This is a genomic window from Flavobacterium sp. N502540, assembly GCF_025947365.1.
Classification (GTDB): domain Bacteria; phylum Bacteroidota; class Bacteroidia; order Flavobacteriales; family Flavobacteriaceae; genus Flavobacterium.
Window position 1 is genome coordinate 72,251 of the sequence record NZ_CP110012.1, and the last position, 18,017, is coordinate 90,267.

13 protein-coding genes are annotated in these 18,017 nt (G+C 36.8%); 9 read left to right on the forward strand and 4 right to left on the reverse strand.

Annotation, left to right across the window (positions count from 1 at the left end):
* Positions 1–190: 190 nt before the first annotated feature.
* Positions 191–3,199, forward strand: coding sequence for a SusC/RagA family TonB-linked outer membrane protein (locus tag OLM58_RS00350; RefSeq protein ID WP_264530730.1), 3,009 nt, complete (start codon positions 191–193; stop codon positions 3,197–3,199).
* 10 nt (positions 3,200–3,209) lie between these two features.
* The gene (locus tag OLM58_RS00355) at positions 3,210–4,607 is read left to right on the forward strand and encodes a RagB/SusD family nutrient uptake outer membrane protein (RefSeq protein WP_264530731.1); all 1,398 of its coding nucleotides are present in this window, start codon (positions 3,210–3,212) and stop codon (positions 4,605–4,607) included.
* 66 nt (positions 4,608–4,673) lie between these two features.
* Here the strand turns inward: OLM58_RS00355 and rocD are convergent, their stop codons facing one another.
* On the reverse strand, positions 4,674–5,927 hold the full coding sequence (rocD, locus tag OLM58_RS00360) for an ornithine--oxo-acid transaminase (protein WP_264530732.1): 1,254 nt from the start codon (positions 5,925–5,927) through the stop codon (positions 4,674–4,676).
* A 295-nt stretch (positions 5,928–6,222) separates the two neighbouring features.
* On the opposite strand from rocD, the gene OLM58_RS00365 reads away from it, so the two are divergent.
* The 7 genes from OLM58_RS00365 to OLM58_RS00395 all read left to right on the forward strand — a co-directional run bounded on the left by OLM58_RS00365 (position 6,223) and on the right by OLM58_RS00395 (position 14,344).
* Entirely contained in the window at positions 6,223–6,675 is a 453-nt protein-coding gene (locus OLM58_RS00365) for an Lrp/AsnC family transcriptional regulator (RefSeq protein WP_173964999.1), read from the forward strand.
* A gap of 20 nt (positions 6,676–6,695) precedes the next feature.
* A complete protein-coding gene (locus tag OLM58_RS00370) occupies positions 6,696–8,189 on the forward strand; it encodes a M20/M25/M40 family metallo-hydrolase (RefSeq protein ID WP_264530733.1) in 1,494 nt (497 codons plus the stop codon).
* Positions 8,190–8,204: 15 nt separating this feature from the next.
* On the forward strand, positions 8,205–9,068 hold the full coding sequence (locus OLM58_RS00375; RefSeq protein ID WP_264530734.1) for a cyanophycinase: 864 nt from the start codon (positions 8,205–8,207) through the stop codon (positions 9,066–9,068).
* Between the two features lie 2 nt (positions 9,069–9,070).
* The gene (locus OLM58_RS00380) at positions 9,071–11,257 is read left to right on the forward strand and encodes a penicillin acylase family protein (protein ID WP_264530735.1); all 2,187 of its coding nucleotides are present in this window, start codon (positions 9,071–9,073) and stop codon (positions 11,255–11,257) included.
* A 102-nt stretch (positions 11,258–11,359) separates the two neighbouring features.
* Positions 11,360–12,133: a dienelactone hydrolase family protein gene (locus OLM58_RS00385; protein WP_264530736.1), complete on the forward strand. Its 774-nt coding sequence runs from the start codon at positions 11,360–11,362 to the stop codon at positions 12,131–12,133.
* 317 nt (positions 12,134–12,450) lie between these two features.
* Positions 12,451–13,314, forward strand: a complete 864-nt coding sequence (locus OLM58_RS00390; RefSeq protein ID WP_319802358.1) for a DUF3667 domain-containing protein — start codon at positions 12,451–12,453, stop codon at positions 13,312–13,314.
* A gap of 7 nt (positions 13,315–13,321) precedes the next feature.
* On the forward strand, positions 13,322–14,344 hold the full coding sequence (locus OLM58_RS00395) for a M28 family peptidase (RefSeq protein ID WP_264530737.1): 1,023 nt from the start codon (positions 13,322–13,324) through the stop codon (positions 14,342–14,344).
* A gap of 272 nt (positions 14,345–14,616) precedes the next feature.
* On the opposite strand, the gene OLM58_RS00400 is transcribed toward OLM58_RS00395, so the two are convergent.
* The 3 genes from OLM58_RS00400 to rho all read right to left on the reverse strand — a co-directional run bounded on the left by OLM58_RS00400 (position 14,617) and on the right by rho (position 17,873).
* Positions 14,617–15,108 carry an acyl-CoA thioesterase gene (locus OLM58_RS00400; RefSeq protein ID WP_264530738.1) on the reverse strand — a complete coding sequence of 164 codons (492 nt, stop codon included), beginning with the start codon at positions 15,106–15,108 and terminating at the stop codon, positions 14,617–14,619.
* Positions 15,109–15,162: 54 nt separating this feature from the next.
* Positions 15,163–15,744 carry a TetR/AcrR family transcriptional regulator gene (locus OLM58_RS00405; protein WP_264530739.1) on the reverse strand — a complete coding sequence of 194 codons (582 nt, stop codon included), beginning with the start codon at positions 15,742–15,744 and terminating at the stop codon, positions 15,163–15,165.
* Between the two features lie 224 nt (positions 15,745–15,968).
* Positions 15,969–17,873 carry a transcription termination factor Rho gene (rho, locus tag OLM58_RS00410; RefSeq protein ID WP_264530740.1) on the reverse strand — a complete coding sequence of 635 codons (1,905 nt, stop codon included), beginning with the start codon at positions 17,871–17,873 and terminating at the stop codon, positions 15,969–15,971.
* Positions 17,874–18,017: the final 144 nt, after the last annotated feature.

An 18,017-nucleotide genomic window follows, 5' to 3' on the forward strand; every position in this document is an offset into this window, starting at 1 on the left:
ATTAAAAAAACATTTCAATTACATTATAAACAATAAAGCGTTTTATTTTTTTCTAAAAAACTTAAATTAAAAGCAATTTGTTACAAATATCACAAAAACATACATTTTAGTTATTTTAAATGTTAAAAATAAGCGACTTATTAACAGAAAATTAAGATATTTGAGAAAACTAATCCTAACATACATACCAATGAAAATCAACTTTAAGCTTTTTTTAGGGCTATTGATCGCATTATTCATGCAAATAGTCAATGCACAAGAAGGATCTATTACAGGGAAAGTTACTGACTCAAAACGAATTCCCCTTCCGGGAGTTAACATTCTTGTAAAAGGAACAAAAATCAGCACTCAAACTGATTTTGATGGAAATTTTAAAATAACAGCAAAAAAAGGAGACATACTAACTGTAAGTTATGTCAGTTTTGCAACTGTACATGTCCCTGCTTCCAATTTAATGACCGTGCAGCTGGTCGAAACTCAAAATGAACTGGAAGCTGTTCTGGTTGTAGGTTACGGAACACAAACTAAAAAGAATTTAACGGATAATATTGCCCGTGTTACTGCAAAAGATATCCAGCAAATACCTGTTTCAAACGTTCAAAATGCACTGGTAGGTAAACTTGCCGGTGTACAAATCACTCAGACAAACGGTAAAGTTGAAGGTGGTATAAATGTTAGGGTTCGTGGTGCTGCCAGTATTAGTGCGGGAACACAGCCTCTATACGTTTTAGATGGAATTCCCTTGATTACAGACAACGAATCCAGCAACGGAGCGCCAACAAATCCATTATTGACTTTGAGCCCGAATGAAATCGAGTCTATCGACGTCTTAAAAGACGCCTCATCTGCAGCGATTTATGGTGCACGTGGAGCTAATGGAGTCGTAATCATCACTACCAAAAAAGGAAAAGATGGAAAAGGAACTTTCTCTCTTAATTTCTCACAAGGTGTTAGTGAAGCCACTCACAAAAGAAAATGGTTAAACTCAAAACAATATGTAGAACTAATACGCGAAGCCGGAACAAATGTTGACGATTTAGCCTCGGTAGAAGAAGAATTAGATCGTCTGGCTCAGGGAACTGACTGGAGAAAAGGAGAAATTGATACAGACTGGCAGGATATCGCCTTTCAAACGGGATATACAACCGATGCTGATTTTTCGGTTTCCGGCGGAGACGACAAAACCAGATACTTCTTTTCAGGAGCTTACAACAATACTACCGGAATTATCGACAGCAATAGTCTGGAGAGAATAACCGGAAGATCTAATTTATCACACAAAGTATCAGATCGTTTTACTGTGGGAATGAACGTTGGTTTTTCAAGAGCCATCATCAACAGAGTTCAGGACGATAACTCTTTTACATCACCTTTACAATCCGTAGCGCAGGCTCCAATATCACAGGCAAGACTGGCAGACGGAACGGCAAACCCAAATACAGAATATGCTAACTATTTATTGGCAAAAGACAATACTTTCTGGAAAACCATCATGCGCAGACTTACCGGAAAAGTTTTTGGCGAACTTAAAATAGTAAAAGGTCTGAAGTTCAATTCTGATTTTTCTTATGACTACATGACTCAGACAGAAGACTACTGGCAGGGAAAAAATGCTCCTTTTATGGCAACAGACGGTGCTGTATTTGCCACCTCAGTAAATACCGAAAATTATATTTTCAGTAACTACTTTACCTACGACAAAACATTTGCAGAAAAACACGCTCTGAATCTTGTTGCCGGTATGGAACTTAACAAGTACAACAATAGATATCAGGATGTAAACAGCATCTACTTCCCTAACGACGGTTTTCAGACTATCGACGGAGGAGCCGAAATTAATGAAGGACACGGTAGGGAAATCGATTATGCCTTTGTATCTCAATTTGGAAGATTAAGCTATGCTTTTGATGGTAAATACCTGTTTAAAGCCAGTATTCGTCGTGACGGCTCTTCCCGTTTTGGAAAAAACGAGCGCTATGGTGTTTTCCCTGCACTCTCTGCCGGTTGGGTAATCTCTCAGGAAAATTTCCTGAAAGAAAATCCGGTTTTAACCTATTTGAAAATAAAAGGAAGCTGGGGTAAATTAGGAAATGCCGAAATTGGAAACTTTGCTTCACGCCAGTTGTATCAGACAAATCCCTATAATTTAAAATCAGGACTTACCTTTGACCAGCCCGGAAATGACAATTTAACCTGGGAGAAATCGACTCAAATTGATTTTGGTGCCGAACTGGGCTTTTTAGATAAAATTACTTTCGAGGCCGATTACTACCAAAAAGATACAGACGGGTTGCTTTTTGATGTTCCGCTTCCTAAAAGTGCCGGTGGTGGTGATTTAGGCACCATTAGCAAAAATATCGGAAAGATCAGAAGTAGTGGTTTCGAATTCACTTTAAACACTAAAAATATCACCACCGAAAATTTTACCTGGACAACAAGTTTCAATTTAACTACCAATCAATCTAAGGTAAAATCGCTACCCAACAACAATGCAGATGTAATAAGCAGTTATACCATTAATAGAGTTGGTGAAAACATTTCGTCTTTCTATTTGGTGGAATACGCAGGAGTTGATCCCGCAAACGGAGATGCACTTTTTGTAAAAAACACAAAAAATGCCGATGGAAGCATTGACAAAAGTACCACTAATGACTATAGTGAAGCACAGAGAACCATTCTTGGGAATCCGTTTCCAACGTTAATGTCAGGGCTTACCAATACGATCCTGTACAAAGGAGTTGATTTTTCATTTACATTTCAGGGAGAATGGGGCGCCAGCATTTATAACACTGCAGGAATCTACCAGTCTACAGCAGCCGATTATTTCGATAATCAGACACTGGATCAGTTAGACCGTTGGCAAAAACCGGGGGACATTACTAATGTGCCACAAGCGAGATTTGGAGGGTCAAACGGTACCCAAAATTCAAGCCGTTACCTTGGCAAATCAGATTTCATACGTTTAAGAAACCTGACTTTAGGATACTCATTACCTAAAAAGACAGTAAGCGACATGGGAATGAGCAATTTAAGAATTTACATGACGGCAGTAAATTTATTGACTTTTACTAATTATAAAGGTTCTGATCCTGAGTCACGAAGAGACGATATCACAAGAGCAAATCCTAATATTGGACAGGAATTTTATTCGGCCCCACCAGCCAGAACAATCGCTATGGGAGTAAATATCAATTTTTAAATCGATCAAAATGAAATCAAACACTATACTATTATTTATGCTTTTTGCAGTCTTTTTTACAAGCTGTCAAGACGAATTAAACATAGAACCAAAGCAAAGAGAAGACGCTTCTGTAACGTTAAGTACAGAAGAAGGGGTTACCAATGTACTCACCGGAACTTATGCTCTTGCCGCAAGAGGAAATGCTTACGGAGGAAGAATCTTAGTTTATGCAGATTTACTGGGAGCGACAGGTGTCACCGCTACTACTGATTTTAGATTCAGAGGAACTTTTGGCGAATTAAGACAAATGTATATCAAACAAATGCTTGCTGATAACGTAATCATCACCGGAACTTACTCCAGATGTTACGAAATCGTAAACGCTACCAATACCGTTATCGACAATATCGACAAAGTAAAAGATCCGGCCAAACAAGCCCGAATGATTGGTGAAGCTAATTTTTTAAGATCACTTGCTTATTTTGATTTAGTGCGCTTTTTTGCAAAACCATACGTTAGCGGTCAGCCAAATAATCAGTTGGGAATTGTAATAAGAGACAAAGCCATTTATGATTTCAACGCCGATTTATCAAAAGAAAGAAGTACGGTTGCCGAAGTATACAAAGTAATCATTGACGGATTAAATCTTGCTTACACCAATCTTCCAAAAGACAATAGTTTTTATGCTGATAAATATGCTGCAAAAGCCCTATTAGCGAGAGTATATCTGCAACAAGGCAATTACGCTTTGGCAAGAGACGCTGCCGATGATGTGATCAAAAACAGCGGACACTCTTTGTCTACAAAATATGCAGATGCCTTTAATCATGATACCGATCAGGCTGAAGATGTATTTGCTATCCAAATTACAAAGCAAACCGGAGTAAACGATGCCAATACCTTTTATTCAGCCGAGAATAATGGAGGACGCGGAGGTGACATTGCGATAAGAGATCCATATCTGGAAAAATTTACAGATCCTAACGACGATCGTGCAAAATTCAATTATGTAAACCCTGTAAATGACAGAATACTAACCCTGAAATTTACCGATCAATTTGCTAACGTAGGGATCATACGTCTGGCCGAAATGTACCTCATCAGAGCTGAAGCAAACTTTCGCGCCGGAACAGTGGTAGGCAACACTCCAATTGACGATATCAACATCATCCGAACAAGAGCCAATGCCGAAAATTTAACCGCAATAACGCTTGACGATATTTTATTGGAGCGCCAACTGGAACTGGCAATGGAAGGCTTTTCAATTCACGATATCCGAAGAACAAAAGGCTCCATTGATGTAAGTGGCGACGGTGACGGATCTGAATTATTATCTTATGATGCAGATCTACTGGTATTTCCTATTCCAATCTCGGAAATGGATGCCAACAAAAAAATCACCCAGAATCCGGGTTACAGCAAGTAAAATACAACTCAAAAAAAAAACATCCCGCTAAACGGGATGTTTTTTTTTATACTAAAATCAAAAAAACTAATTCTTGAAAGCATTCAGTGATTTCTCGATAATTTCAAGACACTCCTGAATTTGAGATTCGGTCATCACCAAAGGCGGTGCCAGTCTAATTTTATTTCCATGAGTTGGTTTAGCCAATAATCCGTTATCTCTGAATTTCAAACAAATTTCCCATGCCAAATCTGAATCTTCACCACAATTAATCACAATTGCATTTAATAATCCTTTACCGCGAACCAGTGTGATCAGATCATTGCGTTCTGCAATTTCATTTAACCCTTTTCTTAAAATAACTCCCAGACGTTCTGCATTTTCGGCAAGATTTTCTTCTTTGATTACTTCAAGAGCTGCTATCGCAACCGCAGCTGCAACCGGATTTCCTCCAAAAGTAGACCCATGTTGTCCCGGTTTGATTACATTCATAATTTCATCATTACACAAAACTGCTGATACCGGATACACCCCGCCAGAAATTGCTTTTCCTAAAATTAAAATATCAGGTTGTACATTTTCATGCTGTACGGCTAATAATTTTCCGGTACGCGCGATTCCCGTCTGAACCTCATCTGCAATGAACAAAACATTATGTTTTTCACACAATGCTTTGGCTTTCGCCAAATATCCTTCAGAAGGAACATAAACTCCCGCTTCTCCCTGAATTGGTTCTACTAAAAACCCTGCAATATTTTTTGACGACTCCAATGCTTTTTCAAGAGCAGCCAGATTATCGTATTCAATTTTTATAAATCCTTCTGTAAAAGGTCCGAAATTTTTGCGTGCTACTTCATCATTTGAAAACGAAATGATAGTAGTTGTTCTTCCGTGAAAGTTGTTTTCGCACACGATTACCTGTGCCTGATTTTCCGGAATTCCTTTTACTTCATAAGCCCATTTTCTACACACTTTAAGAGCCGTTTCAACTGCCTCGGCACCGGTATTCATAGGTAATACTTTATCAAAACCAAAATACTTTGTTACAAATTCCTCGTAATTACCTAATTTGTCATTGTAAAAAGCACGTGAAGTCAGTGTAAGTTTTTGAGCCTGATCGACCATAGCCTTCACAATCTTTGGATGACAGTGTCCTTGATTTACAGCTGAATACGCAGATAAAAAATCAAAGTATTTTTTCCCGTCTACATCCCACACATAAACACCTTCTCCTCTTTCTAAAACAACAGGAAGTGGGTGGTAATTATGTGCTCCGTATTTATTTTCTTTTTCAATCAAAACCTCTGATTTTGACGACAGGGCATTTTCAGTATGAATCATGATCTTATTTATTTAAAATTTTAAACCACAAAAGTATTAAAAATTTCTCATTAAACCCTTATTAATAACGAATTTTGACTTTAAAAAAGACTTTCTAAGTCAAATTAAAAGGTTTTAGCGGTAAAAAAAAATCAATTTTAATTTCTTTATAATCCCCTTCAATCCCTTGTTAATTAAAAAAAATAGTTACTTTTATGAATGTGAAATTATTGTCGCCTATTTAAAGACATTTACCGTTTTTTTTTAAGAACAGCTGCAATAACATAAGCTTTAAGATTAAACACAATTTATAAGAATGGATATATTAGACGAATTTGATATTAGCATCATTAAAGAATTAGAAAAAGATGGAAGAATGGCTTTTTCTGCAATCGCTGCTAATTTGAAAATATCAAACACCATGGTACATCAGCGTATTAACAGAATGATCGAACAAGGTGTAATTGGTGGAATCAAACCTATCATCCAGGAAAAAAACATCGGTTATGACTGGGCATCTTTTACAGGAATCACCCTGAATAAAGATTCTGACTCAGATCGGATTATTGAAGAATTAAAAGAAATTCCGGAAATTACAGAATGTTATTATGTGACAGGATCCTTTACGCTTTACATCAAAATCATAGCGAAAAATCACGAACACATGCGCCGAATCCTGTATGAAAAAATCGATGGTATTCCGGGCATCGCCAAAACCGATTCGATTATTGAACTGGGCTGTGCGTTCAAACGAAATATCTCTTTATAATTACTTTTAAATTTTAAACAATGATGTTACGAAAACTGCTTTTACTTACTTTGTTTTGCTGTAAGTCGGCCCTGTTTTCGCAAATCGTTGTTCCCAGTCCATCAAAAAGTGATTTCTCCCCTACACTTTCTTTTTTAGCTTCCGATTGGATGGAGGGACGCGGAACTACACAAAAAGGAGCTTTTCTGGCCTCTGAATATATTGCTTCAATGATGGAGCTTTACCAATTAGTTCCGTACGACACAAAATTAGGATACTATCAGAATTTCAAAATTGAAGAACACACCGTAAAAAAGGCTGTACTTGAAATAAAAAAAGGCAGTAAAGAAACTTTCCTCCTTTCTCCACAGACCGATTTTCAAGTTACCCCTATCGCAAAATCGTTACAAAAAGAAGCTGAAGTCGTTTTTGCAGGTTACGGATTAAATCTGCCGAAAGAAAACTATGATGACTATAAAAGCCTGAATATAAAAGATAAAATTGTTGTCATTCTAAAAGGCTTCCCGGGACATTTGGACAGCACATCGGTATCGTATCAAAAATTCAAAAAGTACTATCCCGAAGAAAACAACCTGGAAGAAATCAAACTTCAAACTGCTATCAGCAAAGGAGCCAGTGCATTGATTATTATTGATTGCAAAAAATGGGTCAAATTTAAAAAAGAAACTGCCTTCCATTCCCTCGAAAATTCAGTCATTACTTCGATTCCCGTTTTTGAACTAAGTAAATCAGCTGCCGAAAAGCTTTTTACCGGAAGCAGTATCTCCTTAGAATTTATAGAGAAAAAAGCGGCGCAAAAACCATCCTTTGCTTCTGCTCTATTGAAAAAAACAAAGATTAGTTTCTCTATAGAATTACAATCTCAAACTTTTCCGGTTCGCAATGTTTTAGGAATGATTCCGGGGAAAGACACCACTAAAACGATTATTGTTGGTGCTCATTACGATCATTTAGGCATCCTAAACGATTCTATTTACAATGGGGCCGACGACAATGCATCAGGAGTTTCCGGAATGCTGGCATTGGCCAAAAAATGGTCCGAAACCAAAACAAAACCTCCCTGCACTATGTTATTTGCTTCGTGGACCGCCGAAGAAATGGGACTTTTGGGAAGTGAATATTTTGTTCAGCATTTAGATTCCGAAAAGCAAAAAATACTACTCGCTATTAATATGGACATGATTTCGAGAAGTGCTCCCGAGGACAAAACACATCGTATTTTAAGCATCGGAACACAAAAAGAAAACGATTATCTAAAAGAAATTGCGAATCTCAGCAATACAAAACTTTCGAAACCTTTTACACTTGATCTATGGGAAACCAACGGACATACCGGAAGTGATTATGCCTCTTTTACTGCTAAAGAAATTCCCATCATGACATTCTTCAGTGGTTTTCACGACGATTACCACTCCACCAGAGATACCGCTTCAAAAGTAGATTTAGATAAAATAAAAGATGTTCTCTTTATTGTCAATACTTCTCTTTTAAATTTTATAAACCAGCTGCATTAACTCCATTCAAAAACGATGAAAAACCAACTTCCCTCCCATTTTTCGTATCAAAAAATCCTGATCGTTCTACTCCTTTTAACAGTTAATCTGTTTCAGGCACAAAGTCCCAAAGGCAGACTTTTCATCATAGGCGGTGGCGATCGGTCGGATGCTTTGATGAAACAAGTTTTAAGTGTTTCTGAATTGACAAAAAATGATTTCATCGTCGTTTTGCCCATGTCAAGTGAAGAACCGGACAGCTCCTTTATTTTTTTTAAAACACAAATGGTAAAATTAACTCCGAATCCAATTGTGATGCTTAATTTCAATAAAGAAACGGCTCAAAACAAAAAACTGACTGATTCACTTCAAAAAGCAAAACTGATTTTTATAAGCGGTGGAGACCAGACCCGTTTTATGAATGTCGTGCAAAATACTCCAATTCAAACGGCTATTCAAAAAGCCTATCAAAACGGAAGCACCATTTCCGGAACTAGTGCCGGTGCCGCTGTGATGTCGGAGAAAATGATTACCGGAAATCAGAAACTGCAAAAAGAATATTCCGGAACTTTTGACAACATCCGTTATGACAATCTCGAAACCGCTAAAGGTCTCGGACTACTCCAAACGGCGATTATCGATCAGCATTTTTTAAAGAGAAATCGCTATAACCGATTGCTTTCCGCATTAGTCGAATTCCCATCCCTGACCGGAATCGGAATTGACGAAAGTACTGCCATCATTGTCCGAAACAATCAGATTGAAGTTGCGGGTGACAGCGAAGTGATCGTAGTGAAAAATCCGAAAGGAATTCTGAAATCTAAAAAAAATAATCTCATTTCGATTGAAAATCTGCAAATGAGCATTTATACTGCCGGACAAAAATTTAATATCAAATAAACATGTTTACCACCAAAACTATAAAATTAGCCTTTGTACTTTGTTGCGCAAGTCTTCCCCTTTCTGCACAAAAAATCAATTCAAAAGAAGTCGCTCGTCTCGAAAATTTAGCACAACAGGTAAGTATTATCAGAGACAACTGGGGCATTCCTCATGTTTATGGAAAAACCGATGCTGATGCTGTTTTTGGATTATTATACGCCCAATGCGAAGATGATTTTAAACGCATTGAAATGAATTATATTGAAAAATTAGGGCGTCTTTCAGAGATAAAAGGACAAGCCGTATTATACAATGATTTAGAAATTAAATTATTAATAGACACCGAAGCAGCCAAAGCCGATTATAAAAAAGCTCCTTTATGGCTCAAAAAATTATTAAACAGTTATGCCGATGCTATTAACTTTTACCTCTACAAACATCCCGAAGTAAAACCGGCGCTCTTAACTCATTTCGAACCCTGGTTTCCTTTGCTTTGGACGGACGGAAGTATTGGAGCCATCAGTACCGCCGATTTAACAACGGGAGAATTAAAAGCTTTCTATTCCGGTAATGGTGATAAAGTGGCGTATGTTGAAAGAGAAAAAAATGTACAAACTGGTTCTAATGGTTTTGCATTTGCACCTTCAAAAACAGCCGCCGGCAATGCTATTTTGTACATCAATCCACATACCACCTTTTATTTCAGACCCGAAGTACAAGTCACCAGCGAAGAAGGCCTAAATGTTTATGGAGCGGTAACCTGGGGGCAATTTTTCATCTATCAGGGTTTCAATGAGCATTGCGGATGGATGCACACCTCCTCCAACGTTGATGTTGCCGATATGTATGCCGAAAAAATTGTCGATAAAAAAGGCAAATTATTTTATGAATTCGACAAAAAACTAATCCCCGTTATCGAAAAAGAAATTATAATAAATTACACCGAAAACGGGAAATTAATCCCTAAAAAATTCAAAACCTACTTCACCAATAATGGTCCGATTATGGCCAAACGTGACGGAAAATGGATCAGTTTAAAATCAAACAACCGTTCGATGACCAGTTTAATTCAGAGTTGGGTCAGAACCAAATCAACCAGTTTTGAAGATTACAAAAAAGCGATGGACTTAAAAGCCAATACTTCAAACAATACCGTTTATGCAGACAGCAAAGGAAATATCGCTTATTGGCATGGGAATTTTATCCCAATCAGAGATAAAAACCTCAATTGGTCTAAAGTCGTTGACGGATCAATTTCCGCTACGCAATGGAAAGGTCTGCATAATGTAAACGAAACCGTTCATTTGTATAATCCGACAAACGGATGGCTGCAAAACTGTAACTCAACACCTTACACTGTTGCGGGAGAAAACAGTCCGAAAAGAGAAAATTATTTGCCTTATATGGCGCCTGACGGAGAAAATTTTAGAGGAATAAATGCCGTTCGAATTTTCAGCAAAGGCAGCCAGTATACTTTAGACAAAGTAATTGCTGACGGATACGATACTAAATTGTCGATTTTTGAAATTCTGATTCCAAGTCTGATTACGGTTTACGAAAAAAACAAAACAGAATATCCTGAATTAAATGAAGTCATTTCGACGCTCAAAAACTGGGATTATTATGCCAAAGAAAATTCAGTAGCCACCACTCTGGCAGTCGAATGGGCGTACAAATTAGATCCGATTATACTAAAAGCATATGTCGATGAAGGAGAACCGGATCAGGTAGAGAATACCCGAAAATTTGCCACGAATGCGACCGCTGCTCAAATGCTTCCGCAATTACAGTTCGTTTTAAAAGAACTGAACTCAAAATGGGGAACCTGGAAAGTAGCCTGGGGAGAAATAAATCGTTTTCAACGTTCAAACGGCGACATTGATTTAAAATATGACGACGCTCAGCCGAGTTTACCGATCGCTTTTGGGCCGGGCTCCTGGGGAAGTTTACCTTCCTTCAAAAGCAGTTATCAGAAAGACTCCAAAAAACGATACGGTTACAATGGCAACAGCTTTGTATGTGCCGTAGAATTTGGTCCAAAAATAAAAGCAAAATCATTGTTAGCCGGAGGTAATAGCGGAGATCCTGACTCCAAACATTTTAACGATCAAAGTGAAATGTATCGAAAAGGAAGTTTTAAAGAAGTCTTGTTTTACAAAGATGATGTGATCAAAAATGCCGAGAAAACCTATCATCCCGGTGAATGATTTTCATTGTAAGAAAATAACGTTTAAAAACCTCGGAAGAAATACATTTCGAGGTTTTTTTGTAACGTAATATTTCTGATATTTGTTAAAAATTGTACTCTTATGAAAAATTCGGCCTTTCTCTTATTTGCTACCATATTGTTTTCCAACGGTATAAATGCGCAACTAAAAGCTGTAAAATACACTGACGGTTCTCAGGCTCTAAGTGGATTATTTGTAAAATCTGCTAAGAAAAATACTCAAAATCCGGGGATTTTATTGATTCCGGCCTGGCTTGGAATTGACAAAGCTTCTAAAGATATTGCAGAAAACTTATCCAAATTAGGTTATAATGTTTTCATTGCTGATATCTATGGAGAAGGAAACAAACCTGCAAATACCTCAGAAGCGGCAAAGCAATCCAGTTACTACAAAAATAACTTTGAAGTATATCAAAAACGCATCAATGCCGCATTACAGGAATTGATCAAATCAGGAGCCGACGCCGACAATATTGTAGCCATTGGGTACTGCTTTGGAGGAACCGGCGTTCTTGAAGCTGCACGCGGACATTTAAACCTAAAAGGAGTAGTTTCTTTTCATGGAAGTTTAGCCAGAGATGCCTCCCGTAAAATCGAACCCATCACAACTAAAGTATTAATTTGTCACGGAGCCGACGATCCCTATGAATCAAAAGAAGAAATCACAGCTTTCCAACAGGAAATGAGAGATTCAAAAGCCGACTGGCAAATGATTTATTATGCCAATGCTGTACATTCTTTCACGAATCCTGAAGCAGGAAACGACAACTCAAAAGGAGCAGCCTATAATGCCGTCGCAGCAAAAAGATCTTTTGAGCATTTACAGCTTTTCCTGAACGAAGTATTGAAAAAATAAGCTTTACAACTGCGATTTCCAAAGAATAAAACGGACCTCAACTATTATGTTTTTAAAATTCGGGCAATAAGTGAAATTCGCGGTAAAAAAACACCTGTATTAACCCGAATAATTATTTTTAAAATTTACGGAAATTCGCGTTATTCGTGACAAGAAAAAACAAACCAAAAAAACCAAACCAATACCATTTACAATCAATGTCACACAGTCCGATTAGAAAAGATAAGACCTGCTTAAACTGCAGACACGTTGTTGAACAAAATTTTTGTCCCAATTGCGGGCAGGAAAACACCGATTCCTGAAAAACATTCCATCATTTGTTCGTTCACTTTTTTGAAGATTTGACGCATTATGAAAATGCTTTTTGGCGTACGATCAAAAATCTTTTATTTAAACCCTCGGCATTAACCAAAGAATACCTTTCCGGAAAACGTTTATCTTACTTAGCTCCTGTTCGTTTGTACATCTTTATCAGTTTTGTCACTTTTTTAATGATCGCCCTATTTCCGGGTCATTCAAAAGAAACCTCAGCCGATTTTGATTTTGATTTGAAAACAGACCAAAAAAAAGAAGTTCCAAAAAATATTTTCACAGGAGATCTTCACGATTTAAAACCCGGAGACGGTTTTGATGATTTTACCAAAGAGATTGATTCCGTTCAAAAATATGCACCTGAAAAGGAAAAATTAAATTCGTTTAATTACTGGATGATTCAAAAAGTAAAATATGTGAAAGAACACAATACCAAAAAAGAACTCATTAACAAGTTCACGGAGGCATTCGTACACAACATTCCTAAAGTTCTATTTATTATAATGCCACTCTTTGCTTTCATTTTATGGCTTTTTCACAACAAAAAGAAATGGTATTATTTTGATCATGGGATATTCACCTTACATTATTTTTCTTTTCTACTGCTAATAATCCTCCTCTTATTCATAATCCGAAGATTAGTTGGATTGTTTGGCGAAGACAGTCCGATAGCTGTAATTTCAGGCATTACCGACTTCTTTGGAGCACTCTGGATGTTTTACTATTTTTTCCCGGCACATCACCGCTTTTATGGAGAAACAAGATGGGTTTCTTTTTTCAAAAGTACAATCATACTGTCTCTTAACTTTACGCTCATCTTATTCTTATTAATTATCTACGTTTTCTATACCTTTATCAATTTACACTAAACAACATATGAAAAAAATCATAATCCTGTTATTAATTGGTACTGCATTTTCGTGTAAAAACACACAATCAGTTACCTTAAAAGACAATTCAGATCCGTCTAAATACATCGACTTTATTTCTGAAAAAGACCTAAAAACGATGCTCTATATTGTGGCCTCTGACGAAATGGAGGGTCGTGAAACCGGATCGAAAGGACAAAAGAAAGCAGGTCTTTACATGATCGGGCAATACAAAAAACACGGAATCTCCTTTCCTAAAGGTGCAACCGATTATTACCAGCACATTCCTGCCTCATTTTTAAATGCCAGACGAAATGAAAACTTACCGGATTCAGAAAACATCTGGGCCTATATTGAAGGATCTGAGAAACCGGACGAAGTTTTGGTTATTTCAGCACATTACGATCACGTAGGAGTAAAAAATGGAGACGTTTATAATGGTGCTGATGATGATGGTTCCGGAACTGTTGCTGTAATGGAAATGGCAAAAGCATTTGCAAAAGCAAAAAAAGACGGGCACGGTCCAAAACGTTCTATCCTGTTCCTGCACGTTACCGGTGAAGAGCATGGTCTGCATGGTTCTCGCTATTATTCTGAAAATCCTTTATTCCCAATCGCGAATACCATAGCCGACATTAATATCGATATGATTGGCCGTCGTGATGTGGAACACGAAAAAACAAACAATTATGTATATGTAATTGGAGCCGACAGACTCTCCTCTGATTTACACAATATTGTTGTGGCACAAAACGAAAAATACACTAAAATTGACTTAGATTTTAAATTCAACGACCCGAAAGATCCAAATCATTTTTACGAGCGTTCTGATCATTATAACTTTGCAAAATTTGGAATTCCATCGGTTTTCTTCTTTAACGGAGTTCACGAAGACTACCACAGAAAAGGTGACGAACCTGAGAAAATCGAATACGATGCTTTGACTAAAAGAACAAAATTAGCTTTCTCCATTGCCTGGGAATTAGCGAATAGATCTGATCGTCCGGTAGTTGATAAACCGATTAAATAATTAAGATTCACTTCAAGATTAAAGGCTCAAAGCAACAAAGGTTCAGAGTTACAAAGGCTTTTAAAAATAACAAACAAAAAACGAGGAGTTTTAGCTCCTCGTTTTTTTATACTTCCTAATCATTCTTTAAGCTTGAAATCCAGCTAATACCTTTGAACCTTTGCAACTCTGAACCTTTGTACCTTTTAATTGTTCATAGCAATCAAAAACTCTTTATTATTTCTGATTATCGAGAAGCAGTAATTTACAAAATCCATAAACATTATTACTGCCTAAACAAGCGTTCCTGATTTTAGACTTTGAACGACTTCCAAACATCTATTTTCAAAAATTGACTGCTCAACTGGCACTACAACCGATTGAAATAATTGCATTAAATCGTCAGAATGATTTGCTGATTTTTTTGCCTCAATATTATAATGAATAAACCTGATCCATAAAATTGCTTTTAACTCCGTTTCATTTTCATTCCACATTTTCATTTCAACCAACAAAGCATTATCACGATACTCGATCAATCGCGATTCAATCAGAGTCGTTTCCATAGTAAAAGCCGGGCGCATATAACTAATCTGACTGGATGCTACGACCCAGCTCAAACCTGTTTCTTTCAGATATTTAAAAATATCCAGATCGTAATGTTCTGCAATCTGATCTTCTCTTGTATTAATAAAATACTCCAAATACTTTGCATTGTTTAAATGATTAAAAGGATCACAATCCTGAAATCTGATTTTCTTTTTTGTTTTTAATACTTTTTCCATTTTCTGTTTTTGTTTTATCAAATACCGATCGGTATATGAAGGGTTAAAAAATTTTTATTTCCTAATTTTCTCGATTATTGCATGGTCTATAAAATCCATAGCGGTTGTTATGTATGTCTCATCATTATGTGTAAAGGCCAAAAGAGAACTTCCTTCAATTAAAGACAATAGCAGTTTTGCATACTGCAGCGGATCAATATTCTCCTGAATTTCTCCATTAACAATACCTTCACTAATAATATTGGAAAGTCCGGTGATAAACCTCTGAGACAAATTCTGAGCACTCTGAAACAACAGTGGATTGATGTATTTAGTATCTACCCCTACGCGCAGCATCGGACAACCTCCTCTGTCTTTGACTACATCATAATAGCTCCTTTGATATTTCGTTATCGTGTAAAGCTTCTCTAAACTTCCTGTAGTAGAAGCCAATATTTTGAATAAAGGTGTTATGGCTACATCTACATTCAATTGAAAAGACTTTAAAGCTAACTCTTCTTTATTGGCAAAATTGCAGTAAATAGCCCCTTTGGTAAGTCCCGTAGCCTTGGTAATATCCGTAAGACTGGTACCCACATATCCCTGTCTGTTAAAAACTGGGGCTACTTTATCCAATATAAATTCAGAAGTGTTCATTATTTTTTTAGTTTTAAATACCCATTCTCCAAACAAATATAACACAAATACCGATCGGTATTTCATATAGAAGTTTTTTTTCTTCTAAACATAAAAAGAAAGGGGTGAATTCTTTGAATTCACCCCTTTATATATTTTATCATCTTAAAAGATTAGTAACCAAGAAATTTAACGGTAGTAAAAAAAACTTAGCATCTTAGCTCCTCAGAATCTCAGCACCTTTTCTAGTCATTCATCGAAATCAAAAACTCTTCGTTGTTTCTGGTTTTCTTGAAGCGGTCGTTTACAAAATCCATAGATTCTACCGGATTCATATCAGATAGGTACTTACGCATGATCCACATTCTTTGTAATGTTTTCTCATCCAGTAATAAATCATCGCGACGAGTACTTGACGAAGTAAGATCGATAGCCGGGAAGATACGTTTGTTGGCAATTTTACGATCCAATTGAAGCTCCATGTTACCGGTACCTTTAAATTCTTCAAAGATAACCTCATCCATTTTAGAACCTGTTTCGGTCAATGCGGTTGCAATAATACTTAACGAACCTCCGTTTTCTACATTTCTGGCAGCTCCGAAGAAACGTTTTGGTTTTTGCAATGCATTGGCATCAACACCACCACTTAAAACTTTACCTGAAGCAGGCTGAACGGTATTGTAAGCTCTTGCTAAACGGGTAATCGAATCGAGTAAAATAACCACATCGTGTCCGCATTCTACCAAACGTTTTGCTTTTTCAAGAACGATATTCGCAATCTTCACGTGTTCTTGTGGTTCTCTGTCGAAAGTAGAAGCAATAACTTCTCCTCTTACACTACGCTGCATATCAGTAACCTCCTCAGGACGCTCATCAATCAAAAGAACAATAAGATAAACTTCGGGATGGTTGGCAGCGATTGCGTTTGCAATGTCTTTTAGCAACATTGTTTTTCCCGTTTTAGGCTGAGCGACAATCATACCACGCTGTCCTTTTCCTATTGGAGAAAACAAATCGATAATACGGGTTGAAACTGAACTGCCTTTTTCGGCTAATTTAAATTTTTCAGAAGGGAAAACCGGGGTAAGATGTTCAAAAGAAACTCTGTCACGAACAACTTGCGGATCATGACCATTAATTTTAAGTACACGAACAAGAGGGAAAAACTTTTCGCCTTCTTTTGGAGGACGAACTACTCCTTTTACAGTATCTCCGGTTTTAAGACCGAACAATCTGATTTGTGATGTTGATAAATAAATATCATCGGGAGAGGCTAAATAATTATAATCTGATGAACGTAAAAATCCGTAACCATCCGGCATCATTTCAAGAACACCTTCACTTTCGATAATTCCATCAAACTCAAAGTCTGAATCTCTGAAATTATTCTTTTTATTTTTATGATTTGGATTTTGATTCCCATTGTTTCCATTCCCGTTTTGATTAGAATTTGGATTCTGATTTGGGTTTTGGTTGGGATTCTGATTTTGATTTTTATTCTGGTTCGGATTAATCTTCTTGGTTTGAACCGGTGCTTCTGTTTTTTCAGCAGTAGCAACTTCTGCTATCACTTCATTTTCCGGAGCTGCTTCTTTCGTAGCTTCCTTTTCTTTTTTCAAAGCAACCTTTTTCTCGTAAGCCGATTTACTAAACTTTACAATTTTTGGTCCTTTTTTATCGATTGCTTCATTTTCAGTATTCTCAGTACTTTCAGTATTCTCAATATTTTCCTGAACTTCCGGTGTTGCTTCAACACTCTTTACTTCTGCTGTTTCTTTTACTGCAGCATTTCCTTTTATCTTCGGATTTGCTTTAGGATTTGCTTTAATAGCCGAAGTTTTAGTTACTGCTATCGGAGCTTCCGCTTTTTCAGGAGCTTCCTCTGCTTTATCAAATTCCAGAACCGGTGCATTCTTATTTACTGCTGTTTTTTTAGCCGGAACAATTCTTGCTCTTTTCGGTTTTTCATCAACTATTTCCGCTTCTGCCACAGGATTAACCGGCGGCGCTACAGTCGCTTCCTGATGTGCTAAAATCTGACTTATTAAAGTCTCTTTTTTAACGCCATTAAACTTTATAGTTTTAGCTAACTTAGCTATTTCTTGAAGCTCAGAAAGCTTCATTTCTTTTAATGCAGAAATATCAAACATGAATGTTCTATGAATTTAATTATTTTAACGGAAATATTGTAAAAAAGAATAGGTAGATATTTTTTTTCGATTGACCGCAGTATGAAGTGCTTACGGTATTATGATGCAATAATACGAATAAAATTTAATCATACAATAGTATTT